This is a genomic window from Pedobacter psychroterrae, assembly GCF_004331695.1.
GTDB lineage: Bacteria > Bacteroidota > Bacteroidia > Sphingobacteriales > Sphingobacteriaceae > Pedobacter > Pedobacter psychroterrae.
In genome coordinates, this window is sequence record NZ_SJSL01000007.1 from 49,683 (window position 1) to 74,858 (window position 25,176).

The 25,176-nt window shown below is 41.1% G+C and carries 19 protein-coding genes; 13 read left to right on the plus strand and 6 right to left on the minus strand.

The genetic code is table 11. The features are described 5' to 3' along the window. Nucleotides 1-37 precede the first annotated feature (37 nt). Both EZ437_RS18445 and EZ437_RS18450 read left to right on the plus strand, forming a co-directional pair. Complete coding sequence (locus EZ437_RS18445; RefSeq protein WP_225869620.1) at nt 38-2,077, plus strand: helix-hairpin-helix domain-containing protein; 2,040 nt, start codon at nt 38-40, stop codon at nt 2,075-2,077. After that, a complete protein-coding gene (locus tag EZ437_RS18450) occupies nt 2,077-3,666 on the plus strand; it encodes a ComEC/Rec2 family competence protein (RefSeq protein ID WP_131597551.1) in 1,590 nt (529 codons plus the stop codon). Before EZ437_RS18445 ends, EZ437_RS18450 begins: the two co-directional genes overlap by 1 nt. A gap of 68 nt (nt 3,667-3,734) precedes the next feature. Here the strand turns inward: EZ437_RS18450 and EZ437_RS18455 are convergent, their stop codons facing one another. Next, nucleotides 3,735-4,964, minus strand: a complete 1,230-nt coding sequence (locus EZ437_RS18455) for an MFS transporter (RefSeq protein ID WP_131597552.1) — start codon at nt 4,962-4,964, stop codon at nt 3,735-3,737. 74 nt (nt 4,965-5,038) lie between these two features. Beyond that, entirely contained in the window at nt 5,039-5,713 is a 675-nt protein-coding gene (locus EZ437_RS18460; protein ID WP_131597553.1) for a type 1 glutamine amidotransferase domain-containing protein, read from the minus strand. 198 nt (nt 5,714-5,911) lie between these two features. Here EZ437_RS18460 and EZ437_RS18465 point away from each other — a divergent pair, with 198 nt between their 5' ends. The 8 genes from EZ437_RS18465 (at nt 5,912) to EZ437_RS18500 (ending at nt 15,124) form a co-directional block, all read left to right on the plus strand. Further along, on the plus strand, nt 5,912-6,814 hold the full coding sequence (locus tag EZ437_RS18465; protein WP_131597554.1) for a LysR family transcriptional regulator: 903 nt from the start codon (nt 5,912-5,914) through the stop codon (nt 6,812-6,814). A 31-nt stretch (nt 6,815-6,845) separates the two neighbouring features. After that, the gene (locus EZ437_RS18470; protein ID WP_131597555.1) at nt 6,846-7,625 is read left to right on the plus strand and encodes an enoyl-CoA hydratase/isomerase family protein; all 780 of its coding nucleotides are present in this window, start codon (nt 6,846-6,848) and stop codon (nt 7,623-7,625) included. A 29-nt stretch (nt 7,626-7,654) separates the two neighbouring features. Next, the gene (locus EZ437_RS18475) at nt 7,655-8,338 is read left to right on the plus strand and encodes a hypothetical protein (RefSeq protein ID WP_131597556.1); all 684 of its coding nucleotides are present in this window, start codon (nt 7,655-7,657) and stop codon (nt 8,336-8,338) included. Nucleotides 8,339-8,348: 10 nt separating this feature from the next. Then, entirely contained in the window at nt 8,349-10,211 is a 1,863-nt protein-coding gene (locus EZ437_RS18480; protein ID WP_131597557.1) for an LTA synthase family protein, read from the plus strand. A 3-nt stretch (nt 10,212-10,214) separates the two neighbouring features. Beyond that, nucleotides 10,215-12,383 (plus strand): S9 family peptidase, encoded by a 2,169-nt coding sequence (locus EZ437_RS18485; protein ID WP_131597558.1) that lies wholly within the window; start codon nt 10,215-10,217, stop codon nt 12,381-12,383. Between the two features lie 171 nt (nt 12,384-12,554). Further along, a complete protein-coding gene (locus EZ437_RS18490) occupies nt 12,555-13,361 on the plus strand; it encodes an MlaE family ABC transporter permease (protein WP_131597559.1) in 807 nt (268 codons plus the stop codon). A 3-nt stretch (nt 13,362-13,364) separates the two neighbouring features. After that, nucleotides 13,365-14,135, plus strand: a complete 771-nt coding sequence (locus EZ437_RS18495; protein WP_131597560.1) for an ABC transporter ATP-binding protein — start codon at nt 13,365-13,367, stop codon at nt 14,133-14,135. A 5-nt stretch (nt 14,136-14,140) separates the two neighbouring features. Beyond that, complete coding sequence (locus EZ437_RS18500; protein WP_131597561.1) at nt 14,141-15,124, plus strand: MlaD family protein; 984 nt, start codon at nt 14,141-14,143, stop codon at nt 15,122-15,124. Between the two features lie 6 nt (nt 15,125-15,130). Here EZ437_RS18500 and EZ437_RS18505 read toward each other — a convergent pair whose 3' ends face one another. Further along, complete coding sequence (locus EZ437_RS18505; RefSeq protein WP_131597562.1) at nt 15,131-17,086, minus strand: PAS domain S-box protein; 1,956 nt, start codon at nt 17,084-17,086, stop codon at nt 15,131-15,133. Between the two features lie 145 nt (nt 17,087-17,231). Between EZ437_RS18505 and EZ437_RS18510 the strand changes: the two genes are divergently transcribed. Further along, the gene (locus EZ437_RS18510; RefSeq protein ID WP_131597563.1) at nt 17,232-18,098 is read left to right on the plus strand and encodes an aldose 1-epimerase family protein; all 867 of its coding nucleotides are present in this window, start codon (nt 17,232-17,234) and stop codon (nt 18,096-18,098) included. On the opposite strand, the gene EZ437_RS18515 is transcribed toward EZ437_RS18510, so the two are convergent. Together EZ437_RS18515 and EZ437_RS18520 are read right to left on the minus strand one after the other, a co-directional pair. After that, nucleotides 18,095-18,889, minus strand: coding sequence for a DUF4249 domain-containing protein (locus tag EZ437_RS18515; protein ID WP_131597564.1), 795 nt, complete (start codon nt 18,887-18,889; stop codon nt 18,095-18,097). The two genes, EZ437_RS18510 and EZ437_RS18515, sit on opposite strands and share 4 nt — an antisense overlap. Nucleotides 18,890-18,892: 3 nt before the next feature. Then, nucleotides 18,893-21,223, minus strand: a complete 2,331-nt coding sequence (locus EZ437_RS18520) for a TonB-dependent receptor (RefSeq protein ID WP_131597565.1) — start codon at nt 21,221-21,223, stop codon at nt 18,893-18,895. Between the two features lie 267 nt (nt 21,224-21,490). On the opposite strand from EZ437_RS18520, the gene EZ437_RS18525 reads away from it, so the two are divergent. Continuing rightward, on the plus strand, nt 21,491-22,501 hold the full coding sequence (locus EZ437_RS18525; RefSeq protein WP_131597566.1) for a ligase-associated DNA damage response exonuclease: 1,011 nt from the start codon (nt 21,491-21,493) through the stop codon (nt 22,499-22,501). Then, nucleotides 22,498-24,105, plus strand: coding sequence for an ATP-dependent DNA ligase (locus EZ437_RS18530; RefSeq protein ID WP_131597567.1), 1,608 nt, complete (start codon nt 22,498-22,500; stop codon nt 24,103-24,105). Before EZ437_RS18525 ends, EZ437_RS18530 begins: the two co-directional genes overlap by 4 nt. Here the strand turns inward: EZ437_RS18530 and EZ437_RS18535 are convergent. After that, the gene (locus EZ437_RS18535; protein ID WP_131597568.1) at nt 24,088-25,050 is read right to left on the minus strand and encodes a sugar phosphate isomerase/epimerase family protein; all 963 of its coding nucleotides are present in this window, start codon (nt 25,048-25,050) and stop codon (nt 24,088-24,090) included. The genes EZ437_RS18530 and EZ437_RS18535 overlap by 18 nt on opposite strands. Nucleotides 25,051-25,176 lie beyond the last annotated feature (126 nt).

Consider the following 25,176-nt stretch of genomic DNA (forward strand, 5'->3'; position numbering starts at 1 on the left):
TTTCTTTAGATAATATTTCTCTTGCTTTGGCCGTTGTATGGCTATCCGGAAACTATTTATTCTGCTATTCATTCTTTTCTCCTGCGATAGCTGTATGGCCCAGGAGGATGAACTGATCAAAGATATCGTTGAAAGTTTTGCAGAAAACCTGTCGGAAGATTATGACCTGTCGGAACTTATAGAGCAACTCCATTACTTGCGCAAGCATCCCATTAATTTAAACAATACCAGACCTGCGGAACTAAAAAAGCTGGTCTTCTTGTCCGCGCTGCAGATCAGCAATTTGTTTGCACATTTAAATAGTAACGGAAAGCTTATTGATGTACTGGAACTGCAGGGCATTAATGGTTTTGATGCTGCAACCATTACGCGGATCATTCCATTTGTAAGAATTGGACAGCGCACTTTATTGGCCGATGCAACAGTTAATGACTTGATAAAGAGTGGAAATAATGACCTGATGTTAAGATATGGACAAATTATCCAGACTCAAAAAGGCTTTAAGGACCTGCCGGGAAGCAGATATCTGGGCAGTGCCGAAAAACTGCTGCTAAGGTACCGGTATAGCTATGTGGATGCCGTATCGATTTCCCTGGTAGCTGAAAAAGATGCAGGCGAACAGCTATGGCGTGGTGCGATAGGCTTGGATCATTTATCAGGCAACATTGGCTTTTACAATTTGAATAAGGTAGTAGACAAAGTCATAGTAGGCGACTATGCCCTGCAGTTTGGCCAGGGATTGACATTATGGTCGGGATTTGCATTTGGCAAAGGCCCGGATGTGACGAGCGTAGCGAGTAAAGATGTAGGCCTCCGGCCCTATTCCTCATCAAATGAAGCGTCTTTCCTTAGGGGTATAGCCTCGACCTTACATCTGAATAGGCATGTAGCGTTAACACCTTTTGTTTCTTTCAGAAAGCTGGATGCCAGTTTAAAATTTCCAGCTGAAGGTGGGGCTACCCTTCAAAACATCAACATTAGCGGCCTGCACCGAACCCTCACAGAACTTAAAAACCAGAAAAGCCTGAAACAAAATGTATATGGTGGGGCGTTAAAATATGTAAGCAGCAATCTCCACATTGGTCTGGTAGGCTATCACTCGATCTATCAGCATGAATTCATTACTGGCACTCAGTTATATAACAAATACGCTTTCATTGGCAAAAAGCTATTTAATACCGGTGCTCATTATAATTATACCCTTGGCAATATCTATTTATATGGTGAAGCAGCACACAGTGTGAAAGGGGGTTGGGCTATTGTAAATGGCGCTATGACCAGTTTGTCGCCAAAAGTTTCTGTTGTATTGCTTTTTAGAAATTACGACAGGGACTACCACAGCTTTCTGAGCAATGGTGTTGGTGAAGGTTCCGAAATCAGCAATGAAAAAGGTTGGTATGCAGGGATCAATTATTCCCCGGATAAACGCTGGATGTTTTCTGTCTACAGTGATTACTTTAAATTTCCATGGCTCAGATATCGCGTAGATGCCCCTTCGTCTGGCTACGAAGCTTTAGGTCAGGCCGCATTTACACCAAAGAAGACTTTTAAATTATTACTGAGATATAAGCGTGAAGTAAAACAGCAAAACCCCGAAGCAGGTACTGAAGAGAAAATTCTGTTGGTCTGGGTTAACAAACAGAATTTCAGGATGGAAGCCAACTGGAAGATGAATAAGAAGTTTAGTTTTCAGCAGCGTGCTGAGCTGATAAATTATCAGAAAGGCAGGGCTGCTGATGAATGGGGTTATCTAATCTATCAGGATATAAACTATCATCCGCTGTCGGCCAAATTGTCTGCAAATATCAGGATTGCATACTTTAACACGCCATCATATAACAGCAGGATTTATGCCTTTGAAGACGATGTTCTGTATGGATCTAGCTTTGGCGGATATAATGGCAAGGGCATTAGAACATTTGTAAACCTAAGGTACAGACTATTACGCCAAATGGACTTGTGGGCACGGTATGCGCTATATGCATATCAGGATAGAATAATGATAGGCTCCGGACTGGATGAAATACCAGGAAGCAAAAAGTCCGATTTCAAATTGCAGGTCAGGTATCAGTTTTAATGAAGACGAGCACTGCATCGGGGACTTTCGTAAGGATTTTATTGCCTTTTGCAGGTGGGATACTACTTTTCTACGAGCAAACCTTGTGGAATAATCAAGCATTGATTACCTGGAATGCAGCTATATGCATCATTATGTTTATCTATTTATTTATTGCCAATCTGTTGTACAAAAGGCTTCGTCTTTATCGGTTTAAAGGTTTTAATGGTTTGGCATGGTCTGTATTTATCTTCTTTTTTGGAGCACTATGGGTGATATTGCACAACGAATCACTGGCTGAAGATCATTATGCAAATAAGCCACATCAGTTTTTGAAGATCAAAGTAAATGATGAGCCCCGCCTTAAAAACAACATACTTAGATTTAAAGCTATGGTGAACGTTTGTTATGACCATCTCGAGGATGATGGCAATAAGGCTTCCGGATCTTTAATGGTTTCAATTGCTACTGACAGCTCAAACAGATTGAGTTTAAGCTATGGGGACGAACTGATAATACCTTATAAAATTTCAACTATCAAACTTCCTAAGCAAACCTCAGATTTTGATTATAAAGCATGGCTTGCTGCACAGAATATTTATCATCAGACATTCCTGAGACAAGCTGACCTGATAAAACTACCCGGTAATAATGGTCATCCGATCATATCATTTGCACTTAATCTGCGGAAGAAGCAGGTGGATTTTTATCGCCAGATCATGAAAGACGATGAGGCATTTGCAGTAGCTGCTACCCTAATACTGGGATACAGGACTGATCTTGATAAAGAAACCCTGGACATCTATTCAAAAACCGGCACCATTCATGCCCTGTCTGTGTCGGGAATGCACGTTGGCCTGGTCTATTTGGTACTGAACTGGATGCTACAATTTATGAACCGGAGAGGTTGGCTGAGCATGGTAAAACTTGTATTAATATTGATATCGGTCTGGTTCTATGCATTACTGACCGGCTTCTCCCCTTCCGTTTTAAGATCTGTGATCATGCTTTCTGTATTTATCATTGCCAAATCATTCGCCAGAAAAACCAGCAACTATAACATCATGGCTTTCGCGGCATGCTGTTTATTGCTCTACGATCCATTCCTGATATGGGATATAGGTTTTCAGCTATCTTTTCTAGCTGTAGCCGGACTGATCTGGCTGCAGCCCATGATCCAAAACTGGTGGCATATTGAACAGGACTGGTTGTATAAAATATGGGGTACCGTTGCGATGTCGCTGGCAGCACAACTGGCTACCTGCCCCTTCAGCCTGTATTATTTCCATCAGTTTCCGGTATACTTTCTGATCAGTAACCTGTTCATCCTCATCCCCATTGCGGTGCTGATGTACATGGGGATTATCATTCTGCTGTTTAGAATTGAGATCCTTGGTCCGGCATTTGAATGGTTGATCAGCTTCACAAATAAAGGTTTAACATGGATAGCAACACTTCCATTTTCAAGTGTATCTGGTATTTTCATCAGCAAAACACAACTGGTCGTATTGTGTGTAACCCTATTGTTATTTGTTTTTGCTTTGTCTGAATACAAAAAGCGCCTGCTATTTGCCTCATTAATTGGCTTACTGATATTTCAATTGCTTTGACTAGGGACAAAATTAAAGATGACCAGGAAAAATAAGCTCATCGTGTTATAAGGCAAGTCAATTAAATTTTAAATCTGTATGCTTAGTTTTTTGCTGATCAGCGCCACCAATACTGCTAACATTACAAACAGGGCCCCTATCCAGGGAGTAGCGCCAAGTCCGAGTGAGGAGGAAACAACCAATCCGCCGACGTAAGCACCTATTGCGATGCCTAAGTTAAAAGAAGCTATGTTAAAGGCCGATGCCACATCTTCTGTTCCAGGCAACTGCTTTTCAGCAAGCTGCACCACATATAATTGTAATCCTGGTACATTAGCAAAACTGAGCCCACCCATAATAAAAAGTGTAATGATGCCCAAAATAGTGTACTGAGCCGTAAAGGTAAACATCAACAACATGATACTCTGCAGCATGAATATCCATATCAGTGCTTTAAGGGGGTCTCTATTGGACACCTTACCCCCTACTACATTTCCAATAGCGATGGCTATACCATAAAGCAACAATATCAACGTTACAACAGATTCTGAAAGACCAGTTATCTGCTGGAGAACGGGCGATAAATAGGTAAACGTTACAAAAGTACCACCATAACCTAAAATGGTCATCAAAAATGCCAGCAGCAGACGCTTGTTGGTGACTACCTTTAACTGCATTTTTAGAGATGCACCTTTTTCATTTTTAAGGTTTGAAGGCAATAAAACCATACTGGATATTAATCCTATGAGACCTAATAGGGCAACACCGATAAATGTTGCGCGCCAACCAAACTGCTGACCGATAAAAGTTCCTAACGGAACACCTGTAACAATCGCTATGGTAAGCCCGGCAAACATAATGGAAATAGCAGAGGCCCGTTTTTCAACAGTAACCAGCGATGCGGCTATAGTTGCTCCTATGGAGAAAAATACACCGTGCGCAAAACCCGTAACTATCCTGGCGATAACAAGTGTGGTAAATCCAGGAGCGATGGAGGCGAGTCCGTTTCCGATGACGAAGAGAACCATTAATAAAATAAGCAATCTTTTGCGTGGAATGCTGCTGGTCAATGCGGTAAGAATGGGCGCGCCGATGGCTACACCGATAGCGTAAAGACTAACCAGCAATCCGGCAGAGGGAATGGCGATATTTAAATCACTTGCTACAGTAGGAAGCAGGCCAACGATTACGAATTCTGTGGTACCGATACCGAAAGCGCTAATGGTTAATGCCCACAAGGCTGCTGGAAGGCTTTTTCTTGCAGGGCTACCTTTTGTTTCCCTAACGGAAGCTGGAAGTGGTTTTGTAATTGTATTCATTTCACAAATGCTTTTATGATACAAGATGTTTCACCTTAACAGTATTAGCTCTAAAGGTGAAACATCGTTTTATTTTATTTTGTAAGTTCACTTAGTAATGCTTTACCAACGGCTCTAGCAGATTGCGGATTCTGTCCTGTTACGAGACGCTGGTCTGTTACAACATGTACTTCCCATACTCCTGATTTTTCGAATTGGGCGCCCTTGGCCTTTAATTTATCTTCCAGGGAGAAAGGAACGATATTTTCGAGTTTGACCGCCACCTCTTCTTCATTGGTAAAACCATTGACTTTTTTACCTTCCAGCAGATATTTACCATTACTTAATTTGATATTTACCAGACCCGCAGGGCCATGACAAACAGCGCTGACAAAACCGCCTGACTCATAAATACGCGCAGCTAACCTGGCGATAGCCTGATCTTTTGGCAGGTCCCACATGGCGCCATGACCACCGGCATAATGAATAGCAATGTAGTCATCAGGATTTACTGCTGATGGTTTCAATGTGTGTTCTATTTTATACCTGTAGGCGGTGTCACCCCAAAACTCATTGTTTTCGGGATCGGTCAGATCAAATCCGTCAACAGGCGCTTTTCCTCCTTTAGGGCTTACAAAGTCAATTTCGTATCCTGCATCTTTTAATACTTTCCAAGGATGTGAGACTTCACTTAGGTAATAACCAGTAGGCTCGCCTGTATTTCCCTTTTTATCGTGGCTGGTTACCACAAACAAAATTTTCTTTTTCATATCATTCGATTCTAATTGCTGGCCCACAGCGGTGTTATTTAATACCGAACTCGTTGATAACACCATCGCGCCAAGGAACATTGTTTTAAAAATTTTCATAACCATATATTTTTTAATATCACACCACAAAATTCCTCATAATATTCCTATCATCATAATAACATAAATTTTACCTTTGTATCATAAAAATAATGCATCATGAAACTAAATCTGGAATGGATCAGAACATTTAAAGCTATATATGAACATGGTACGCTCACTGGTGCAGCAAATGCACTGTTCATTTCACAACCAGGTGTGAGTCTGCACCTGAACTCCCTTGAATCGTATACAGGCTATAAACTGTTTGACAGGTCCCCAAAAAAAATGGTGCCCACAGAACGGGGGAAAGTACTTTACAACTTTGTAATCGAACCAATCAATAAACTGGAAACTGCAGAACAACTTTTTCATAAGAGCACAAAAACGGATAGGGCGACCATTAGTATTGGCATGTGCTTTGAAACTTTTCAGTTTACTCTTGAAAAGTACATCTCCTCTCTTCCTTTTAATGTGATCATTAAATTTGGCGATTATCACCAGATGCTGCATGACCTTGACAAAGGATTGCTGGACCTCATCATTACCCCGCATAAGGGAGATCAGAAAAACCTGGAATACCAGGCATTTTCAAAGGAAAGAATCGTACTGGTTTGCGGAGGAAAAACTGATCTTGGGAAACTACCTTCACTATTAAAAGAGAAAAAAACAAAAGAGGCTGAAAGCTGGCTAAAGCAACAGATATGGTACAGCACAGCAGCAGACATGGATCATCTTAAAAATTTCTGGCAGGTTAACTTCAAAAGTCATATAGATTTTAAGCCCAACTATATTGTGCCAAATATCAGTTCCATTGTACGCTGTCTGAGTAGTAGCGAGGGTTTTTCTATCATTCCTGATTTCCTGTGCCGCGAGGAGATTGCCAATGGGAGTCTGAAACTAGTATGGGAAGGCAGAAACATTATAGAAAACATCCTTCATTTTGGTACCAGAAAGAAAACCATGTACGAAAAGGAGATAGATATGGTAAAACACATTTTTGAAACCAAAATAGATTTGTAGCTTTATTTTTTTTTAAACTAACTGAAAAGGCATGACTGAACCTCTGGTTTTATACTCAGTACATCAGCGTATAGCTACCATTTCTATTAATCGTCCGGAAAAGCGAAATGCTTTGAATGCTGAATTGGTAACATTGCTAACAGAACAATTAATTACTGCATCTGAGGACGACGAAGTGAAAGTGATTGTACTTAAAGCCTGCGGTGCGGTTTTCAGTGCAGGTGCAGACCTGGAATATCTGCAGCAACTGCAGCAAAACACCTATGAAGAGAACCTTGCAGATTCAGAAAATCTAAAGCGCCTGTTTACCACCATTTACTATCTTCCAAAAATTGTGATAGCGCAGGTAGAAGGACATGCCATAGCTGGAGGATGCGGATTAGCAACAGTCTGTGACATTATTTTTGCCGTCCCTGAAGCCAGTTTTGGTTATACTGAAGTAAAACTGGGATTTGTACCGGCTATTGTATCCTGCTTTTTATTACGGAAAACAAGTGAAACTGTTGCCAAAAAGATATTGCTGACAGGTGAACTTTTCTCAGCACAGGAGGCATTAAATTACGGACTGATTACGTTTGTAACAAACAAAGAGGATATCGATCTTAAAGTAAATGAATTTGCGTTAAATTTGTGTACGGAAACATCAAGTAATTCGTTAATGGTTACAAAACAGTTGATCGGACAAACTACCCATCTGTTGCTGGAAAAAAGTCTGTCTCTTGCGGTACAGATCAATGCACGTGTCAGGGATAGCGAAGATTTCCGAAAGGGTGTGGGGGCTTTCATAAACAAAGAGAAAATAAAGTGGTAAACCTTAAAATTAATTTAAAAAACCAGAATATGTTTAAATCAATCAAAACCGGAGTTGTAGCAATTATTCTAATAAGTACGGCTGTAATAGCCAAAGCCCAAAAGGTATTGGATCAGGGTACTATTACTTATGGCATGCAATATGCCCTTACAGATGAGCAGAAGGCTGCAATTAATGAGGCAATGCTTCCTGCCGAGACCAAGATCAAATTTAACGGGAACATATCGATGATAGAGATGAACATGGGTGCGGCTATGATAAAGATATTTTCGGATGGCTTACAACATAATTCATTATTTTTAGTAGACATCCCTGTAATCCAAAAACAATATGCAGCAAAACTTTCAAAGGCTGAAATTGACAAGCAAATGGGAAATATAACCTATTCTGAATTTGTCAATACAGGTGAAAAACTAGTTATTGCAGGCTACAACACCGAAAAATACACCTACAAAGACAATTCCGGTACCTCACATGAATTATGGGCTACCAATGACATTAAGCTTTCAGCTGGTGCTTTACCCTACGGCCTTGAGGCCCTTAAAGGCGCTACCCCAATCAAATATTCGAGTGTACAAAATGGGATCAAAACAACAGCCACTATAAAAAATATCAAAGAAGAAAAAGCAGGCCCTTTTTCTTTAGATGTACCTAAAGGATACGAAGAAAAGACTTTGGCAGAACTTCAGGCAATGCAGGGCGGTGGGCAATAAGCTTAGGTAAATGTCTAAAAGCCTGCTGTTTTTTGTTAGGTTCTTCGCATTTTGGATACTTTTCTTCTTCCTCGACCGCCTGACATTTCTGATTATTAATTATAAAAAGATTGCTGTGATTCCGCTAACGGAAATCATGGCAACTTTTTTTCATGCCATCCCCCTTGATATTTCTATGATCGGGTATCTGATGGTCATACCCTTGTTTCGTTACATATTTTACCTTTTTTCTGGTAAACGGGAAGTAAATATAAAGTGGTTGTTCTGGTATAACTCGGTGCTCATAGCGCTCTTTTGCATTATATCTGTAATCAATTTTAACATTTACAGAGAATGGGGAAGTAAAATCAATGCAAGAGCTGTTGGATTTGCTATTCATACCCCAAATGAAGCATTGGCATCGGCTGCATCCTCTCCTATCTTTTTGACTTTATTTGTGCTTGCAATGCTAATAGCAGGTGGACTTTTACTCCAGCGCCACTTCATTCTCAGAAAACTTAATTTTTCAGACAGCTCTGTCTGGCAAAAAGGCATTTTAGTAATATTGCTATTTGGATTAAGTTTCGTCATGATCAGGGGTGGTGTAAGTGGCTCCCCCATCAACCAAAGTATGGCCTATTTTTCGAAGAATCAGTTGCTGAACAATGCGTCCGTCAATACCGAATGGAACCTGATGAGAAGCATTATTTCTTCACGCATGACCAAGGCCAATCCTTACCTGTTTCTTAGCAAAGAGGAAGCTGACAGTTTTGTAAGCAAGCTGTTTCAGGTTGAAAAAGATACCACTATCAGTATCCTAAAGACACCAAGACCAAACGTAGTATTGGTGATTATAGAGAGCTTTACTGCTGATCTAACCATGACATTAGGAGGTACCCCGGATATTACCCCAAATTTTGACAGTTTGATAAATAAAGGGGTGCTGTTTAGTAACATCTATGCCGCCGGAAACCGAACTGATAAAGGATTGATTGGTACTCTCGCAGGCTTTCCTACACTTGCTGTGGGAAGTATTGTAAAATGGCCTGAAAAAATGCAGAAAATACCTGCTATCTCCCAATCATTCTTCAACAATGGGTATCAAACCTCTTTCTATTATGGGGGAGAATCTGAATTTGACAATTACAAAGCCTTTATTTTAAGTCACAATTATCAAAGACTGGTAGACAGAAATAGCTTTGCGGAGGATAAAGGAACAAGTTGGGGCCAATATGACGAGGCTACCTTTGCACGTCAGATAACAGACCTGAACAAGGAAACACAGCCCTTCTTTTCTACTTTACTGACACTCACCAACCATGAACCATATGGGCTGCCGGACAAATACAAATTCGGGAAAGCTGACAACATAGCAAAGTTTAAAAGTACAGCCTACTACACCGATTCATGTATCAATGCTTATTTAAACATTGCAAAAAAGACAGACTGGTATAAAAACACACTGTTCGTATTCATAGCAGATCACGGACACCTGCTGCCAAAGAACAGCCATGACATCTTTGAACCCCAGCGTTACCACATCCCGCTGCTTCTTTATGGTGAGGTAATAAAAGATGAATACAGGGGCGTAAAAATGCCGCAGACTGGCAGTCAGAATGATGTGGCAGCCACAGTTTTAGCTCAGTTGAACATCAGTGCCAAAGAATTTGTATGGAGCAAAAACCTGCTCAACCCATATACTAAACCTTTTGCTTTTTTTAGCTGGGATAATGGAATGGGCTTTATCAATACCAAACAATGTGTTACATTTGATAATGTAGGCAAAACGGTTTTGTATAACAGCAATGCTAAGGACACAGCACAAACTGATGAGATACTTATCAATGCTAAGTCTTACCTTCAAAACGTATATCAGCAATTTATAGAATTTTAAAAAATGAACTTCAGAAACATCTTTTTTAAGCTGGCCCTGGTCTTATTAACAGGCTTTTGTGGACAAGCTGGCGCACAGGAAATTAAATGGGCCAGTGATGGAAATTCTTATTATCAGATCAGCAGCGGAGAGCTGGTTTCGATAAGTTTACCACTAAGTGAGCAGCGAAATGTGATAGACCGAGATGCACTTTATTCAGCCGGAAACAATGCCGGGCTTAGCAATATTAAAGATTTTCAGATTTCCGAAGATGGCACTAAGGTGTTGCTCTATACAAATAGCATGAAGGTATGGCGCTATGAAACGCGCGGCAACTATTACGTAGCTGATCTAAAAACCAATAAGATTGTACAGGTAGGGAAAGACAAGCCTGTATCTTCACTGATGTTTGCCAAGTTCTCTCCTGATGGAAATAAAGTAGCTTATGTAAGTGGCCACAACCTGTATGTGGACGATCTGGCGGCTGGCACCAGCAAAGCATTAACTACCGACGGCACAGACAGGTTGATCAACGGAACTTTTGATTGGGTATACGAAGAAGAATTTGATTGCAGAGATGGCTTCAGATGGAGCCCTGATGGAAAATCTATTGCCTACTGGCAGATTGATGCTTCGAAAATTAAAAACTTTTTAATGATCAATAATACAGATTCCAATTATTCATATACCATTCCTGTAGAATATCCAAAGGTTGGAGAAGATCCTTCTTCCTGTAAAGTTGGCATTGTAGACATCGCAACAGCAAAAACAAACTGGCTGAAGGTACCGGGCGATCAGGTACAAAACTACATCCCTAGATTGGAATGGATACCTGCCAGTAACGAGGTAATTTTACAGCAATTGAACCGCGAACAGAATGTGAGCAAACTTTTCGTGGCCAATGCAGCAACAGGGGCCGTTACAAATATCTACAGTGAAACTGACAAGGCATGGATCGATGCGGCTAAAGGCTGGAAGTGGATAAACCAAGGCAAGGAGTTTTTATGGACCAGCGAAAAAGATGGCTGGAGACATGTTTACCGGATCAGCAGAGATGGAAAAAAGCAGACGCTGGTCACAAAAGGCGATTATGATGTAATAGAACAAACTTTCACCGACGAAAAAGAAGGATGGTTGTATTTTATGGCCTCCCCTGCTAATGCCACTCAAAAATACCTGTACAAAACAAAGTTGAGCGGTGGTGCCAAGGCTGAAATGGTAACACCCTCTATTCTTCCGGGTACCCACTCGTATGATATTTCCCCTAATGGCATTTTTGCACGCCATACTTATCAAAGTGCTTCCATACCTCCGCTGACGGAGTGGATGAAAATGACTACCTTAAATCCCCTGACAATGCAGGGCAGCATTACCAATCAGCTTGGCACCGTAAGGCCTGTAAAAAATAAAGTTGAATTCTTTAAGGTAACTACTGAAGATGGCATTGAACTGGATGGCTGGATGAAGAAACCTGACAATTTTGATCAGACAAAAAAATATCCCGTTGTATTTTATGTGTACGGAGAACCTGCCGCACAAACTGTGACAGACACCTATGGTGCAGGCAGAAATTTTCTGTATGCCGGCGACATGCCTAAAGACGGATATATCTATATATCCATTGAAAACAGGGGTGCTCCTGCGCCTAAAGGCAGAGAATGGCGCAAAAGTATTTTTCAGAACATAGGTACATTAAATATCCGCGATCAGGCGATGGCAGCAAAAAAAATCCTTACATGGCCTTTCGTCGATAAAGACAGGGTTGCGGTATGGGGCTGGAGCGGCGGCGGTTCATCTACTTTAAACCTGATGTTCCAGTATCCTGAAATTTATAAAACAGGAATAGCCATAGCTGCTGTAGGCAATCAGTTGACCTATGACAACATATACCAGGAACGTTATATGGGTTCACCATTAAAAACAAAAGAGGCCTACATTAAGGGCTCACCGGTAACCTATGCCAAGAACCTGATGGGAAATTTACTATATATCCATGGTACAGGGGATGACAATGTACATTATCAGAATGCAGAGATGCTGATCAATGAGCTGATCAAAAACAGAAAAGTATTTCAAATGATGGCTTACCCAAACAGGACACACAGCATCAATGAAGGAATGGGAACTTCTGAACATTTGGCACTGACATATACTCAGTTTTTGCAAAAGAACTGCCCACCAGGAGGTAAATAGTAACAAATACATAGTGAAACATCAACAGAGTTTCACATCAATACCATTTTTGTTAGCGACCAGGTGATTATTTATAAAATGGCGCATAATTTGATGGGGAGTGTTCGCTGTTCATAAACAAACTGGGCCGCAGAGATTATAAACAGACTGTAATGAGATTAAGCCACATAAATGGACACAAAAGCTGAAGACCTGACAATTCAAAAAGAAATTAAAGGTCCGGGAAGGCTATTCAGGATATTTATCACACTGTATGATGTTTTCCAGTTCATAGGGCGTTTTTTTAAGGAAGGTTTTCTGCCACCCTATGAAGGAAAAGAACTGATGAAGCAATGTTATGACATTGGTTACCGCTCGCTTGCCTTAATATCCCTGACAGGTTTTATCACCGGTGTAGTATTCACCAAACAGTCAAGACCCTCTCTTGCAGAATTTGGGGCCACGTCATGGCTCCCTTCTCTGGTAGGAATCGCATTACTCAGAACACTGGCCCCCTTATTGACTTCATTAATCGCTGCCGGAAAGGTAGGATCAAGTATAGGGGCTGAATTGGGATCTATGAGGGTAACAGAGCAAATAGATGCCATGGAAGTATCTGCTACCAATCCATTTAAATTCCTAGTTACCACCAGGGTACTCGCTGCCACGATAACCATCCCAATCCTTACCTTTTACACGGCCCTGGTAGGAATGCTTGGCTCTTTATTAAACGTTTCTATGGGTGAAGGAACCAGTGCTAAACTATTCTTTCAGTCATCTTTAGAATCCATCACATTTCTCGATATTACGGCATCTACGGTCAAAGCAATAATCTTTGGCTTTACCATTGGTATGGTGGGTTGCTATCAGGGTTATAATTCGTCAAAAGGTACAGAGGGTGTAGGAAAAGCTGCCAATGCATCGGTGGTAATCGGTATGTTCCTGATCTTTATAGAAGAGGTGATCTCAGTCCAGTTTTTTGGCTTATTCAGAACTTAAGTTATGGAAAAAAAGAAAGCAACATCAGATCTGGAAAAAGTAATAGAGATCAAAGGGCTGTACAAATCCTTTGGAAACTATCACGTACTAAAAGGTGTGGACCTGGATTTATACAATCGTGAAAACCTGGTAGTACTGGGGAAATCGGGTACCGGTAAATCTGTATTGATCAAAATAGTAGTGGGCCTGCTCACACCTGACAGCGGAGAAGTGAAAGTACTGAATCAAATAGTGGATCAGATTACTTACAAACAGCTGCTGGCACTTAGGCTAAAAGTTGGCTTTTCTTTTCAGAACAGCGCCTTGTATGACAGTATGACTGTAAGAGAAAACCTCAAGTTTCCACTGGTGCGTAATCAGAGAAAACTTACTAAAGGGGAAGTAAACAGTGCTGTAGAAGAAATGCTGGATGCCGTAGGCCTGCTGAGCACCATCAATCAAATGCCTTCCGAACTTTCAGGCGGACAAAGGAAACGGATAGGAATAGCAAGAACATTGATCCTTAGGCCTGAAATTATGCTTTATGACGAACCAACGGCAGGTCTTGACCCCATTACCTGCCTGGAGATCAATAGTCTGATCAACGAGGTACAGGAGCGCTTTAATACCAGTTCCATAATTATCACGCACGATTTAACTTGTGCAAAAGCCGTTGGCAACCGAGTAGCCATGCTACTGGATGGCAAATTTGAACGCCAGGGGACTTTTGACGAGGTATTTAACACAAACGACGAACGGGTAAAACCATTTTACGATTACAATTTTATTCAATAGAAATTATGCAGGTAACAGACAATCGCCGCAAAATAGTAGTAGGAGCATTCATCCTTTTAGGCCTGGCGATCTTTATATTAGGTGTTTTTACATTAGGAAGTCAGAAAAAAGCATTTGTTAAAAGTTTTACAGTAGACGTCATTTTCAATGACATACAAGGACTAAAAACAGGCAATAACGTTTGGTTTTCCGGAGTTAAAATTGGGACTATCAAGAAAATCCAGTTCTATGGAAACTCACAGGTGCAGGTTCTTTTAAATATAGAAGAAGAAGCCCACAAGTATATCCATAAGGATGCTTCAGCAAGCATCAGCTCTGATGGATTGATTGGTAATAAAATTATTGTGATCAATGGAGGAACACCTAAGTTTCCATTTGTAGAGGACGGCGATCGTCTGCGTGTGAATACTACCCTGTCTACAGACGATATCATGAAAACCTTTCAGGTAAACAACAAGAACCTGGTAGACGTAACTTCCGATTTTAAAATACTGGCCAAAAGCCTGGTAGAAGGTAAAGGAACCGTAGGTGCTTTACTAACTGATCAGCAGATTGCTGAAGATTTTAAAGCGATTGTAATAAACCTAAGGAACACTACTGCATCAGCAAACAAGATGGCGACAGAACTGGATGCTTTTACCAAGACATTGAATACAAAAGGCGGATTGGCAGATAAACTATTGACCGACACCGCTGTATTTGCAAAATTGGAAGCATCAGTATCAGAATTGCAGAAAACAGCAAATGCTGCTGCTTTGATGACAGAAAACCTAAACAAGGCCTCTGCTAAATTTAATCAGCCGGACAATGCTGTCGGTATCTTGCTCAATGATCAGAAAACAGGTGAACAAGTAAAAGCAATCATGCAAAACATAGAAACCAGCAGCAAGAAGCTGGATGAAAACCTGGAAGCTTTACAGCATAATTTTCTGCTGAGGGGATTCTTTAAAAAGAAAGCAAAAGAAGAGGAAGCCGCAAAAAAACCTTAAATCGGACTATTTAAAATAGATCATAAATTTGGTTCCCTTAGCAGGGGTACTTTCTACAAGGACTTTACCCCCCATGGCATCTATCTGATTTTTTGAAATAAACAGGCCCACTCCTTTTGAGTCCGGATTTCCATTGAATGTCTTGTACATTCCAAACAATTGATCTCCATGCTTGGCCAGATCTATTCCTACACCATTATCTGCTATCTGAAACACGATTTGTCCCCCATCAATGAATGTACTCAGATCTATTTCCGGAGCCCTGTCAGGATGACTATACCGTATCGCATTAAAAATAAAATTCAATAAAATACTTTCCAGATAGGCAGGATTGTAATTGACCATTATACTATCCTGCACATTATTTTTGATAACTGCCTTTTTCAAAACCACCTGATCATTTAAGATATCCAGTGTTTTTCTGATAAAAACTGACAGGTTTAGGGGTTCAGTGGAGACATCTATGCTTGTCTGAATATTGACTACTTTGTTCAGGTTTAACATGGCATCATTCAACGACCCTGAGACAGTTTTTAACAGATCTACCATTTCCTTTCTCTCCGATTCAGATTCTGTGATCTCTAGTAGATTGGTGATAGCCTGTATGTTACTCGCGTGTGATCTGAGGTTGTGTGATACGATATAGGAAAAGTTCAGCAACCGTTTATTTTGCTCATTAACCAGGTCATCCGCAGCTTTACGGTCTGTTATATCTTCAATGATCAAAATATTGCTTTTTGGCTGTTCGTCTTCATTCCATAAGGGAGTTTCGACTATATTGGCCCATTTTATATGACCTTCTTTATGGATATATCTGGTCTGCATCCTGAACTCAGTAATCAAACCCAGCCTCAGACTGGTTATTTTATCAATTTCCGATGCTATATCATCAGGATAAGTAACGCTTTGCAGGCTCTGATCATTTAATTCATATTCATTATAACCGAGGATTTCGCACAGTTTTTTGTTAACCTGCAAAAAATTGCCATTCCGCGAATTTACCACTGCAATACCAATCGCAGCTTCATCAAATATGGTCTTAAACTTTACTTCTGTTTCCAGCAACTTTACCGCTTGAAGATCTACCAGGCGCTGTAGTTCGGCTGGTTTCTTTAAAAGCTTTGTCACCAGTACAGCACATATCACAGCAAGGAAAAGCCCAAGTAACAAAGGATACAAAACCTGGATAATAGCATTATGGTCATCACTGGAAACAATATACAACCTCCAGTTTCCATCAGGAAAAATTGCCGTTTCATAACTACTATTTTTTAAATCTGTATTCCCTGGCAGATAAAATTCCTCCTTGCCGCTCGTAATGTTAAACTTGGAAAACTGGAAATAAAATCTTTTATCTTTCACATTCAATGCGCCAACATCACTCAGGAATGTATTAAGATTAATGACAACGGCGGAAAAACCCCAAAACTTGTTTTCCATATATACAGGCAGTCTCCCCACGATGCCTATCCCGCCCTGCAATAACTTATCAGGACCCAGGAAGTACATTTTTCGGTTTTTTACTGACGAATATGCCCTGTATTTATTATCTTTTTTTGCAATGAATACATTTGAATTTAATGCGCCTTCATTACCCTTTAGCGGGTAGATGTATTTGATGATTCCATTGGGCACCAGCTGAACAGCCTTAAATTTGGTATTGGTGCTGATTAACTGGGCGGCAACTGCCTCAAAGTTCCTAGGTTCTCCCTTATCATCAATGGTCAAAGCCAAAGTCAGGGCAGCCGTATAACTATTTTTGAGAGATTGTTCAATGTTCTGCTTAACGACATTCAATATGCTGAGCATCTCACGGTGCTCATTTTCTTTAACGATTTTATACCGCTGATTGGTAATAAGGCCGATCAGCAGCAGTAAAAACAAAAAGACAAAAAAACCGGTTAGTTTAGGTCTGCTAAGTAACCATCCTGTTATTTTTGCCAACTTTACATCAAGATTCATAAAAGTCCCTGCAAGGTTGGAGAATTATAAATCCTCAAACAAATTTCCACCTTGTTAATATAAACTTAAACAATTAAATCAACCTAACAAAGCCGACAATTGGTATTCATTGTTTTTATTTAATTTAGCAACTTATAAAGCCATTATGATCACTATTGAAAATGAATATATAAGTGCTGATTTTGCAGCCAAAGGTGCCGAACTTCAAAGCCTTAAAAGCAAAAAACACAACCTGGAATATATGTGGAGCGGAAATCCGGAATTTTGGGGTAAATATAGCCCGGTCCTTTTCCCCGTTATAGGAGCCCTAAAAGATGGTATTTATTATTTTGATGGAAAGGAATATCAACTTCCCAGGCATGGTTTTGCAAGAGACAAAACATTTAAGGTTGAGCAATTGAATCAAACCGAAGTGTTGTTTACATTAAACCAGGACGAAGAAACCCTAAAGAGCTACCCTTTTGAGTTTATACTACAACTGCATTATAAAATTTCAGGTGCAGAACTTACCTGCACCTGCACAGTTATAAACCCTGCCGACAAACACCTTCTATTCTCATATGGCAACCATCCGGCTTTTGCTACGCCCGTTACCGCTGGCTTAAAGTACAATGATTATTACCTTCAGTTCAACAACGATAGTACACTCACTTACCATAAAATCAACAACGATCTTATTGACAATGAAACCCTAACGATAGTTCTTGAAAACAATATCCTGCCACTGCAGCATAAACTTTTCTATGAAGATGCCCTGGTTTTTAAAGCACTCAAAAGTGACCAGATCTCATTGCGCAACACGCAGAATGATCATGGAATACACTATCATTTTAAAGATTTTCCCTATTTTGGGATCTGGGCTGCCAAGCATGCAGACTTTGTATGCCTGGAGGCCTGGTGTGGAATTGCTGACGGAATAAATCACAACCAGCAACTGAAGGACAAGGAAGGTATCATTACTTTGCCTCCAGACGATAGCTGGGAACGGAGCTGGTCGGTAACCTGTTTTTAGTCCGGTATCGTGGCAGTCCTGCGGCTAGAAGTGTAGGCACTGAATACTCCCAATGCACCATTACTGAAGTTTGATGGCGGATTACTTGGCGCTATCGGCGGGCCACCTCCACCCATATTTTGAGACAAACTATAAAAATACCGATATACATTTCGGTCTATACACAAGAATTCCACATCTATCTGATCGTCACGTTCTAAATCGCTGAGGTCATAGAATATCGTATTGGCCACTTCGTTACCATCATTAAACCGGTCCTCACTAACAACATCCTCTTCAATTTTTCCTTTTACTCTGAGTATATACCTGTAATAGTTTGGTGCACCCCGCGGGTCAAGATAATTGACATCGACGAACCTGCTTTTCTCCCCGAAGAAATTATAGTCTTTAAAAGTTAACGAATCTATATGCACTTTATCAGGCATAGTGGAAGTGGCAATATAGGTTTTACCTTCCAGATTAACTGTTAGCGTATATTTTACTCCCGACCTCCCGCGAATTCTCGGACTATTATATATTCCAGGTTCTACTTCCGTATAGTTCACAACATTTCCGGTATTGGATGTTAAAACAACCGTAGCACCAGAAGCCCCGTTAAATTTATTGGGCTGCGTAAAGTCATAGGTCTTGGATAATCTTACTACCTGAATTTCACCCTGATCACTCAATCCTGCATCGATCACTACGGCAGCACCCGCGTTGTCCAGTTCCAGTGTGATTATTTTCTCACAACTTGTGAGCAAAAGCACGGCGGCGAATAAGCCCGTTAAAAATGTATAGGTAAGTCTCATGAATTAAAATTTAAAGTTCCATGTTACGGAAGGTATTATTCCAAATAATGTAGTCTGAGTTACTCTTGTTCTTGTTAAATCATCAGGATCGTCCTCAAAATCAATAGAGAAGGCATTCTGTCTGTTGTACAGGTTGTATATGCCGAAAGACCAGCTCGACTGAAGTTTCTTCCCAGGCTTACCTTCAAGCGTAGCTGCTACGTCCAGTCTGTGGTATGCAGGTGTTCTGTATCCATTCTTTTCTGTATAATAAAACACGGTACGCCCATTGATCTGATACTTCCCACTCGGATATGTCACCGCATTTCCTGTATTGTATACAAAAACCGACGAGAATGTCCAGCGAGGACCAGCTTTGTATATTCCTACCAATGAAAGGTCATGTGTTCTGTCTTGCTTTGCATAAAACCACCTACCATCATTGATTCCATCAAAGAGTCTTTCCGTTTTTGACCAGGTATAACCAATCCAGCCATTGAACTTTCCAAACCTTTTCTTCAGGAACAGCTCCAATCCATATGCGCGCCCGTCTCCATAAAGAAGGTCAGCTTCTACATTTGCGTTTCCTCTCAAATCTGTTCCGCTCCGGTATTCAATCTGGTTCTGCATCCATTTATAGTAAATCTCGGCCGAGAACTCATATTTGTCATCGTTGAAATTACGAAAGTATCCGGTAGCGATCTGATCAGCGATTTCAGGCTTCACATTGTTACTGTTCATGATGTAAAGATCCGTCGGTGAAGTTGAAGTAGAATTAGACATCAGGTGGATATTCTGGATATTCCTGGTGTACGCACTTTTAATAGAGCTGGAAGGTGATAGTTGATAACTAGCGGATATCCTTGGCTCCAGATTAAGATAGGATTTAACAAATTCACCGGACTTGTAGGGCGCGGTAGCGGTGATATTTCCATCCTCGTCATAGGACTTTATATTTCCCGGACCGAGTAAAGAAAAACTACTCAGCCGAAGTCCATAAACGAGGTTCAGCGTTTCGGTCACCGTCCACTCATCAGACAGGTATGTAGCTAGTTCGATGCCTTTGCGATCCTCATAGTTGGTTTGATTTACACTGGACGAACCTGAAGATGTTAGCTTACCAGGTGCAATGGTATGATGTATGGCATTAACACCAAATTTCAGGTTATGCTTATTACTTAAACTATATTCAAAATCTTGTTTGAGATTGAAATCCTTGATCGAGGAGTTGACCTCAAAATTGTTGTCTTCAGACAAATTCTGAATTACATAATTATAATTACTGTAAATCAACGATGTATTAGAAAAAAGTCGGTTGCTGTACAAATGGTTCCAGCGCAGGGTGACAGTTGAATTCCCCCAGTTAAACCCGAAAGAGTCCGCAATGCCAAGTTTGTCCCTTCCAAAGTAACCAGAAAGAAACAGCGTATTCTTTTCATCCAGCTGATAATTTGCTTTGGCATTGAGATCGTAAAAATACAGTGTATTGTTGCTGATTGCACTGTCCGGGGCAAACGCGAGAAATGCATCCAGATAAGTTCTTCTCCCACTGACCATAAAAGAGCCCTTGTCTTTCACAATCGGCCCCTCTACCTTTAGTCTGGAGGAAATCAGGCCTAGCCCACCTTCAGCGGTATATTCCTTGCGGTTTCCATCGTTCATCTTGATATCAAGGACTGATGCCAGCCTGCCCCCATATTGTGCCGGCATACCGCCCTTGTAAACACTGACATCCTTGATGGCATCGGAGTTGAAAGTGGAGAAAAATCCAAGCAGATGTGAGGCATTGTATACAGGCGCTTCGTCTAGGAGAATGAGGTTTTGGTCTGTGGCACCGCCCCTTACATAAAACCCACTATTTCCCTCCCCTGCAGATTTTATACCCGGAAGCAGCTGCAAAGTTTTCAGCACGTCACGTTCGCCGAACAGTACCGGCACGCTATTGATCTCCCGAACATTCACTTTTTGCAGCCCCATTTGTGCACTGCTAATGTTTTCATCCCTTTTAGTAGCCGAAATCACCACCTCATCCAGCTTATTATCTTCGATAAGAATGAAATTCAACTTGGTGTCTTTGGTTATGGATATAGTCTGCCGCACAGTGTTGTAGCCTATAAAGCTTACAGAAAGTTCATAGTCGCCCAATGGCATACTGGCTGAATAAAAGCCATAGGAATTGGTTACTGCTCCCCCGTTAAGCGTTCCGCTGAGCCTGATACTTGCCCCTATCAGCGTCTCCCCTGTTTCAGAGTCGGTTACATTCCCACTAAGGGTAAATTTATTTTGAGCTGATGATGGCTTACAAAAAGATAAAAGAACTACGACAAGAAGTAAAAATCTCAGTATTTTGGGCATGGATAAACATTAGTTTGGTAAAAGTAACAAAGAAATGTTACATGCACACTACCAGATAGTTTTTTAACATATTCCCCAGCCTTCTTTCCTTGCCGATCCTGCTCTGGTTGTACTTTTGTAGATCCTTTCAAGGTATGCAGATCTATAAAAGATTGATCAATGTTCTATCCATTTTCGATTTTTTTATATTAATCCAAAGCTGGCATGCTATCGTTCCATTCTCTATAGTGGATAAAACTTTAGGTAGCTAAAAGATGTTGTTAGGAAATGGCACTCATCACTTTCACCAACAAAGGCATTTATTGCAAACAGGGGGACTTTTATATAGATCCCTGGAAACCTTTAAACCTTGCCGTAACCACACATGGACATGCTGACCATGTAAAGTGGGGAAACAATGCTTATCTATGTCACACGCTGACCAAGCCTGTCCTAGATCAGCGACTAGGCGAAGGCCTGAAAATAGAGACTTTGCCCTATGACAAAGAAATTAGCATCAATGGTGTAAAGATAAGCTTTTTTCCTGCAGGTCACGTCATCGGATCTTCACAGGTCAGATTGGAATATAAGGGTGAGGTATGTGTGATATCAGGAGATTATAAAACTGAAAACGATGGCATCAGTACCCCATTTGAACCAGTAAAATGCCATACTTTTGTGTCTGAAAGCACATTTGGCCTGCCCATTTATAAATGGCAGCCACAGGAAACAGTCTTTGAAAGGATAAAAGACTGGATATCTGGCAATCATGACAACAACAAGACCAGTGTACTGATAGCTTATAGTTTAGGAAAAGCACAGCGCTTAATAAATGGACTTGCTGGGTACAGTGACATTTATGTGCATAATTCAATAGCCAATCTAAATGAAAGGTTTATTGCAGCAGGCGTAAATCTACCAGAAACACATAGAATCACTGCCGATATTAAAAAGGAAACCTTGCAACGTGGAATTGTAATCGTACCACCAGCACTTGCTGAAGGCCGCTGGATAAAAAACTTAAACCATGCAGCCACAGGAATATGTTCGGGTTGGATGCAAGTCCGTGCAGGCAGAAGGTGGAGAAGTGCTGATGCAGGCTTTGCCATGAGTGACCATGCCGACTGGCCTGGTCTGCTATCGGCCATTAAAGCCACTGAAGCCGAAAAAGTATATGTAACGCATGGCTATACTGCTACTTTTTCTAAGTACCTCAATGAAATAGGCATAGCATCGGAAGAGGTAAAAACCCAATACGGAAATGACGAGGAAGATGAAAAGCTGGAGGAAGTGGCATGAGGCGTTTTACCGAACTGATACAGCAGCTTGAAATGAGCAATAAAACAAATGATAAGATCGCTGCGCTGGCAGAATATTTCACCGAAGCTGATGATCTTGACAAGCCATATGTGATCGCTATGTTTACCGGTAAACGGCCCAAAAGACCTGTAAATACAGCACTGGTAAAACAATGGGCTATAGAACTGAGTGGAATCCCTGAATGGTTATTTGCAGAGAGCTATCACAATGTGGGCGACCTGAGTGAAACAATTGCATTGGTGCTGCCTCCCCCGGCACATGTTACCAATCGAAAATTACATGAATGGATCAATGACCTTGTTTCCTTGAATAGCAATGACGAGGCGTACAAAAAAGCTTTTATACTAGATGCCTGGGATAGCCTGAATACCCAGGAACGCTTTATCTTCAATAAGCTTATTTCCGGGAACTTCCGGATCGGGGTTTCCAATAAAATGTTGGTAAACGCCCTTGCTAAACAAAGTGGTACAGAAAGCAACAAGATCATGCACAGCATAATGGGTAAATGGCAGCCTTCAGAGATCAGCTATATAGACCTGATAGCCGGTGCTCATGTCAATACAGACAATTCCTGGCCCTACCCGTTCTGCCTGGCTTATGCGCTGGAAGCAGAACCAAGCTCATTAGGTGCGGTATCTGACTGGCAGGCGGAATGGAAATGGGACGGCATCCGCGGACAGATCGTAAAGCGGAACGGAGAATTGTTTATATGGTCGAGGGGCGAGGAACTGGTCACAGAGCAGTTTCCCGAACTTCATTTCTTGCTGGATGAACTGGAGGATGGTACAGTACTGGACGGAGAGATACTTTCTGTTAAAGACGGCAACGTTCAGGCCTTTAGCATTTTGCAGCAAAGGCTAAACAGGAAGACGATCAATAAGTCCCAATTAAATGATGCACCCATCGGCTTTTATACGTACGACCTGCTAGAACATCAAGGGCATGATCTCAGAGAAGATACGCTGGCAGTTCGCAGGGAGCTATTGGAAAAAGTAATAGCTGCGTTAGCTACTAAAAATGTGGTAGCACTTTCACCTGTTGTTGATTTTAAAAACTGGGATCAGCTTGCTGAGATCAGGCAGGATGCACGAAACATCAATAGTGAAGGTATTATGCTTAAGAAATTGGATTCATTGTATCATTCCGGCAGAAAACGTGGCGACTGGTGGAAATGGAAGATCAATCCGTATACGGTAGATACCGTAATGATTTACGCACAGAAAGGCAGTGGCCGCAGGGCCAGCTTCTTTACTGATTATACATTTGCTGTAAGAGATGGCGATAAGCTGATCACGGTAGCTAAGGCTTATTCCGGCCTTACGGATAAGGAAATTAAAGAAGTCAACTCCTTTGTAGTAAAAAATGCGGTAGAAAAATTCGGGCCTGTACGAACAGTAAAACCTGAACTGGTGTTTGAGATTGCTTTTGAAGGTATTGCAGAAAGTAAGCGGCATAAAGCAGGCCTGGCATTGAGGTTTCCACGCATTGCCCGATGGAGAAAGGATAAGAAAGCTGATGAGATCAATACACTGGATGATCTGAGGCAGTTATTAAATACGACTTTGTTATACGGCCAGCCATGATTTTAAAGTCGAAAGATCAAGTTTCATCTTTTCAATCACTACTTCTTCGGCAATGGTAAGTTTAGTGCTGCCAGATTCTGCACCACCCAAAGGATATTCATAGTGTACTGAAATGGGCCTGGAAATATTGAGTTTTTTTAACAGCTTGAAATAGGCTTTAAAATCTACCATTCCTTCACCCAGGGGTGCATTTATTGCTTCCCATTGCTTTCCTGTATTTTTCCAGTAAAAGTCTTTAATAGCAATTGATGCAATGTAATCTTTAATCAACTCAACACTTACCGGCCATGATTCAGCACCATCGAGGGTGGCATGTCTGATGTCAAACTGGCTTCCTATCCATCTGGGGTTGAGGTCTTTTAAGGCCAGCCATAAGTCCCATATAGGGGCACCAAAACGACCATGATGGTTTTGGTAGCCTCCATGTATCTGATATTCTTCATTTACCGTAGCCAGGGCTTTCAGGTCTTTTTTGATGTTGTCAATATTAACCATGGGTGCAATTGCGGTGTTGTAATTATACCAGCCCATTCTATAATTTGTGATGTCCAACTTGGCAGCCGTCTTCAATATGTCTCTTGTATGCGGATCATCCGCCCGCTTTATGTCTGTAGTAATGGTAAACACATTAATTCCCGCATCCCTGATTGCTTTAACTGCGAGAGGAAGATCCCTTAGTACATTCTCCGGGCTAACATGCCCCCCTTGTCGAACAGTCAGGTCGATTCCATCAAAACCCATTTTAGCTGCCAAAGCAGCCATGTGGTTGAAGTTTGTCCACTGCAGGTTTTTGGAGAAAATACTGATGGTAGTTTTATCTGAATTCAGGTAAGGCTGAGGAAAATTATCTAAAGGAAATGAGGACAGGTCGGGCAGTGCAAATGGTAATGCTGCCATTGCAACACCAGAAGACCGTAAAAAACTTTTGCGTGAAATGGATTTCATAGTTCCAAATTACAACATCTTACTGGAATTATGATATTGATTTTTTTACATAAATACTTTCCAATACCTGAACGGAACGTTTTGGAATTGAATATCGTAAAGCGTTAGGTTGGCTAAAAGCGACAG

Coding starts and splice junctions, on each gene's coding strand:
- EZ437_RS18445 (WP_225869620.1), top strand. CDS start 38: ATGGCTATCCGGAAACTATTTATTCTGCTATTCATTCTTTTCTCCTGC.
- EZ437_RS18450 (WP_131597551.1), top strand. CDS start 2,077: ATGAAGACGAGCACTGCATCGGGGACTTTCGTAAGGATTTTATTGCCT.
- EZ437_RS18455 (WP_131597552.1), bottom strand. CDS start 4,964: ATGAATACAATTACAAAACCACTTCCAGCTTCCGTTAGGGAAACAAAA.
- EZ437_RS18460 (WP_131597553.1), bottom strand. CDS start 5,713: ATGAAAAAGAAAATTTTGTTTGTGGTAACCAGCCACGATAAAAAGGGA.
- EZ437_RS18465 (WP_131597554.1), top strand. CDS start 5,912: ATGAAACTAAATCTGGAATGGATCAGAACATTTAAAGCTATATATGAA.
- EZ437_RS18470 (WP_131597555.1), top strand. CDS start 6,846: ATGACTGAACCTCTGGTTTTATACTCAGTACATCAGCGTATAGCTACC.
- EZ437_RS18475 (WP_131597556.1), top strand. CDS start 7,655: ATGTTTAAATCAATCAAAACCGGAGTTGTAGCAATTATTCTAATAAGT.
- EZ437_RS18480 (WP_131597557.1), top strand. CDS start 8,349: ATGTCTAAAAGCCTGCTGTTTTTTGTTAGGTTCTTCGCATTTTGGATA.
- EZ437_RS18485 (WP_131597558.1), top strand. CDS start 10,215: ATGAACTTCAGAAACATCTTTTTTAAGCTGGCCCTGGTCTTATTAACA.
- EZ437_RS18490 (WP_131597559.1), top strand. CDS start 12,555: ATGGACACAAAAGCTGAAGACCTGACAATTCAAAAAGAAATTAAAGGT.
- EZ437_RS18495 (WP_131597560.1), top strand. CDS start 13,365: ATGGAAAAAAAGAAAGCAACATCAGATCTGGAAAAAGTAATAGAGATC.
- EZ437_RS18500 (WP_131597561.1), top strand. CDS start 14,141: ATGCAGGTAACAGACAATCGCCGCAAAATAGTAGTAGGAGCATTCATC.
- EZ437_RS18505 (WP_131597562.1), bottom strand. CDS start 17,086: ATGAATCTTGATGTAAAGTTGGCAAAAATAACAGGATGGTTACTTAGC.
- EZ437_RS18510 (WP_131597563.1), top strand. CDS start 17,232: ATGATCACTATTGAAAATGAATATATAAGTGCTGATTTTGCAGCCAAA.
- EZ437_RS18515 (WP_131597564.1), bottom strand. CDS start 18,889: ATGAGACTTACCTATACATTTTTAACGGGCTTATTCGCCGCCGTGCTT.
- EZ437_RS18520 (WP_131597565.1), bottom strand. CDS start 21,223: ATGCCCAAAATACTGAGATTTTTACTTCTTGTCGTAGTTCTTTTATCT.
- EZ437_RS18525 (WP_131597566.1), top strand. CDS start 21,491: ATGGCACTCATCACTTTCACCAACAAAGGCATTTATTGCAAACAGGGG.
- EZ437_RS18530 (WP_131597567.1), top strand. CDS start 22,498: ATGAGGCGTTTTACCGAACTGATACAGCAGCTTGAAATGAGCAATAAA.
- EZ437_RS18535 (WP_131597568.1), bottom strand. CDS start 25,050: ATGAAATCCATTTCACGCAAAAGTTTTTTACGGTCTTCTGGTGTTGCA.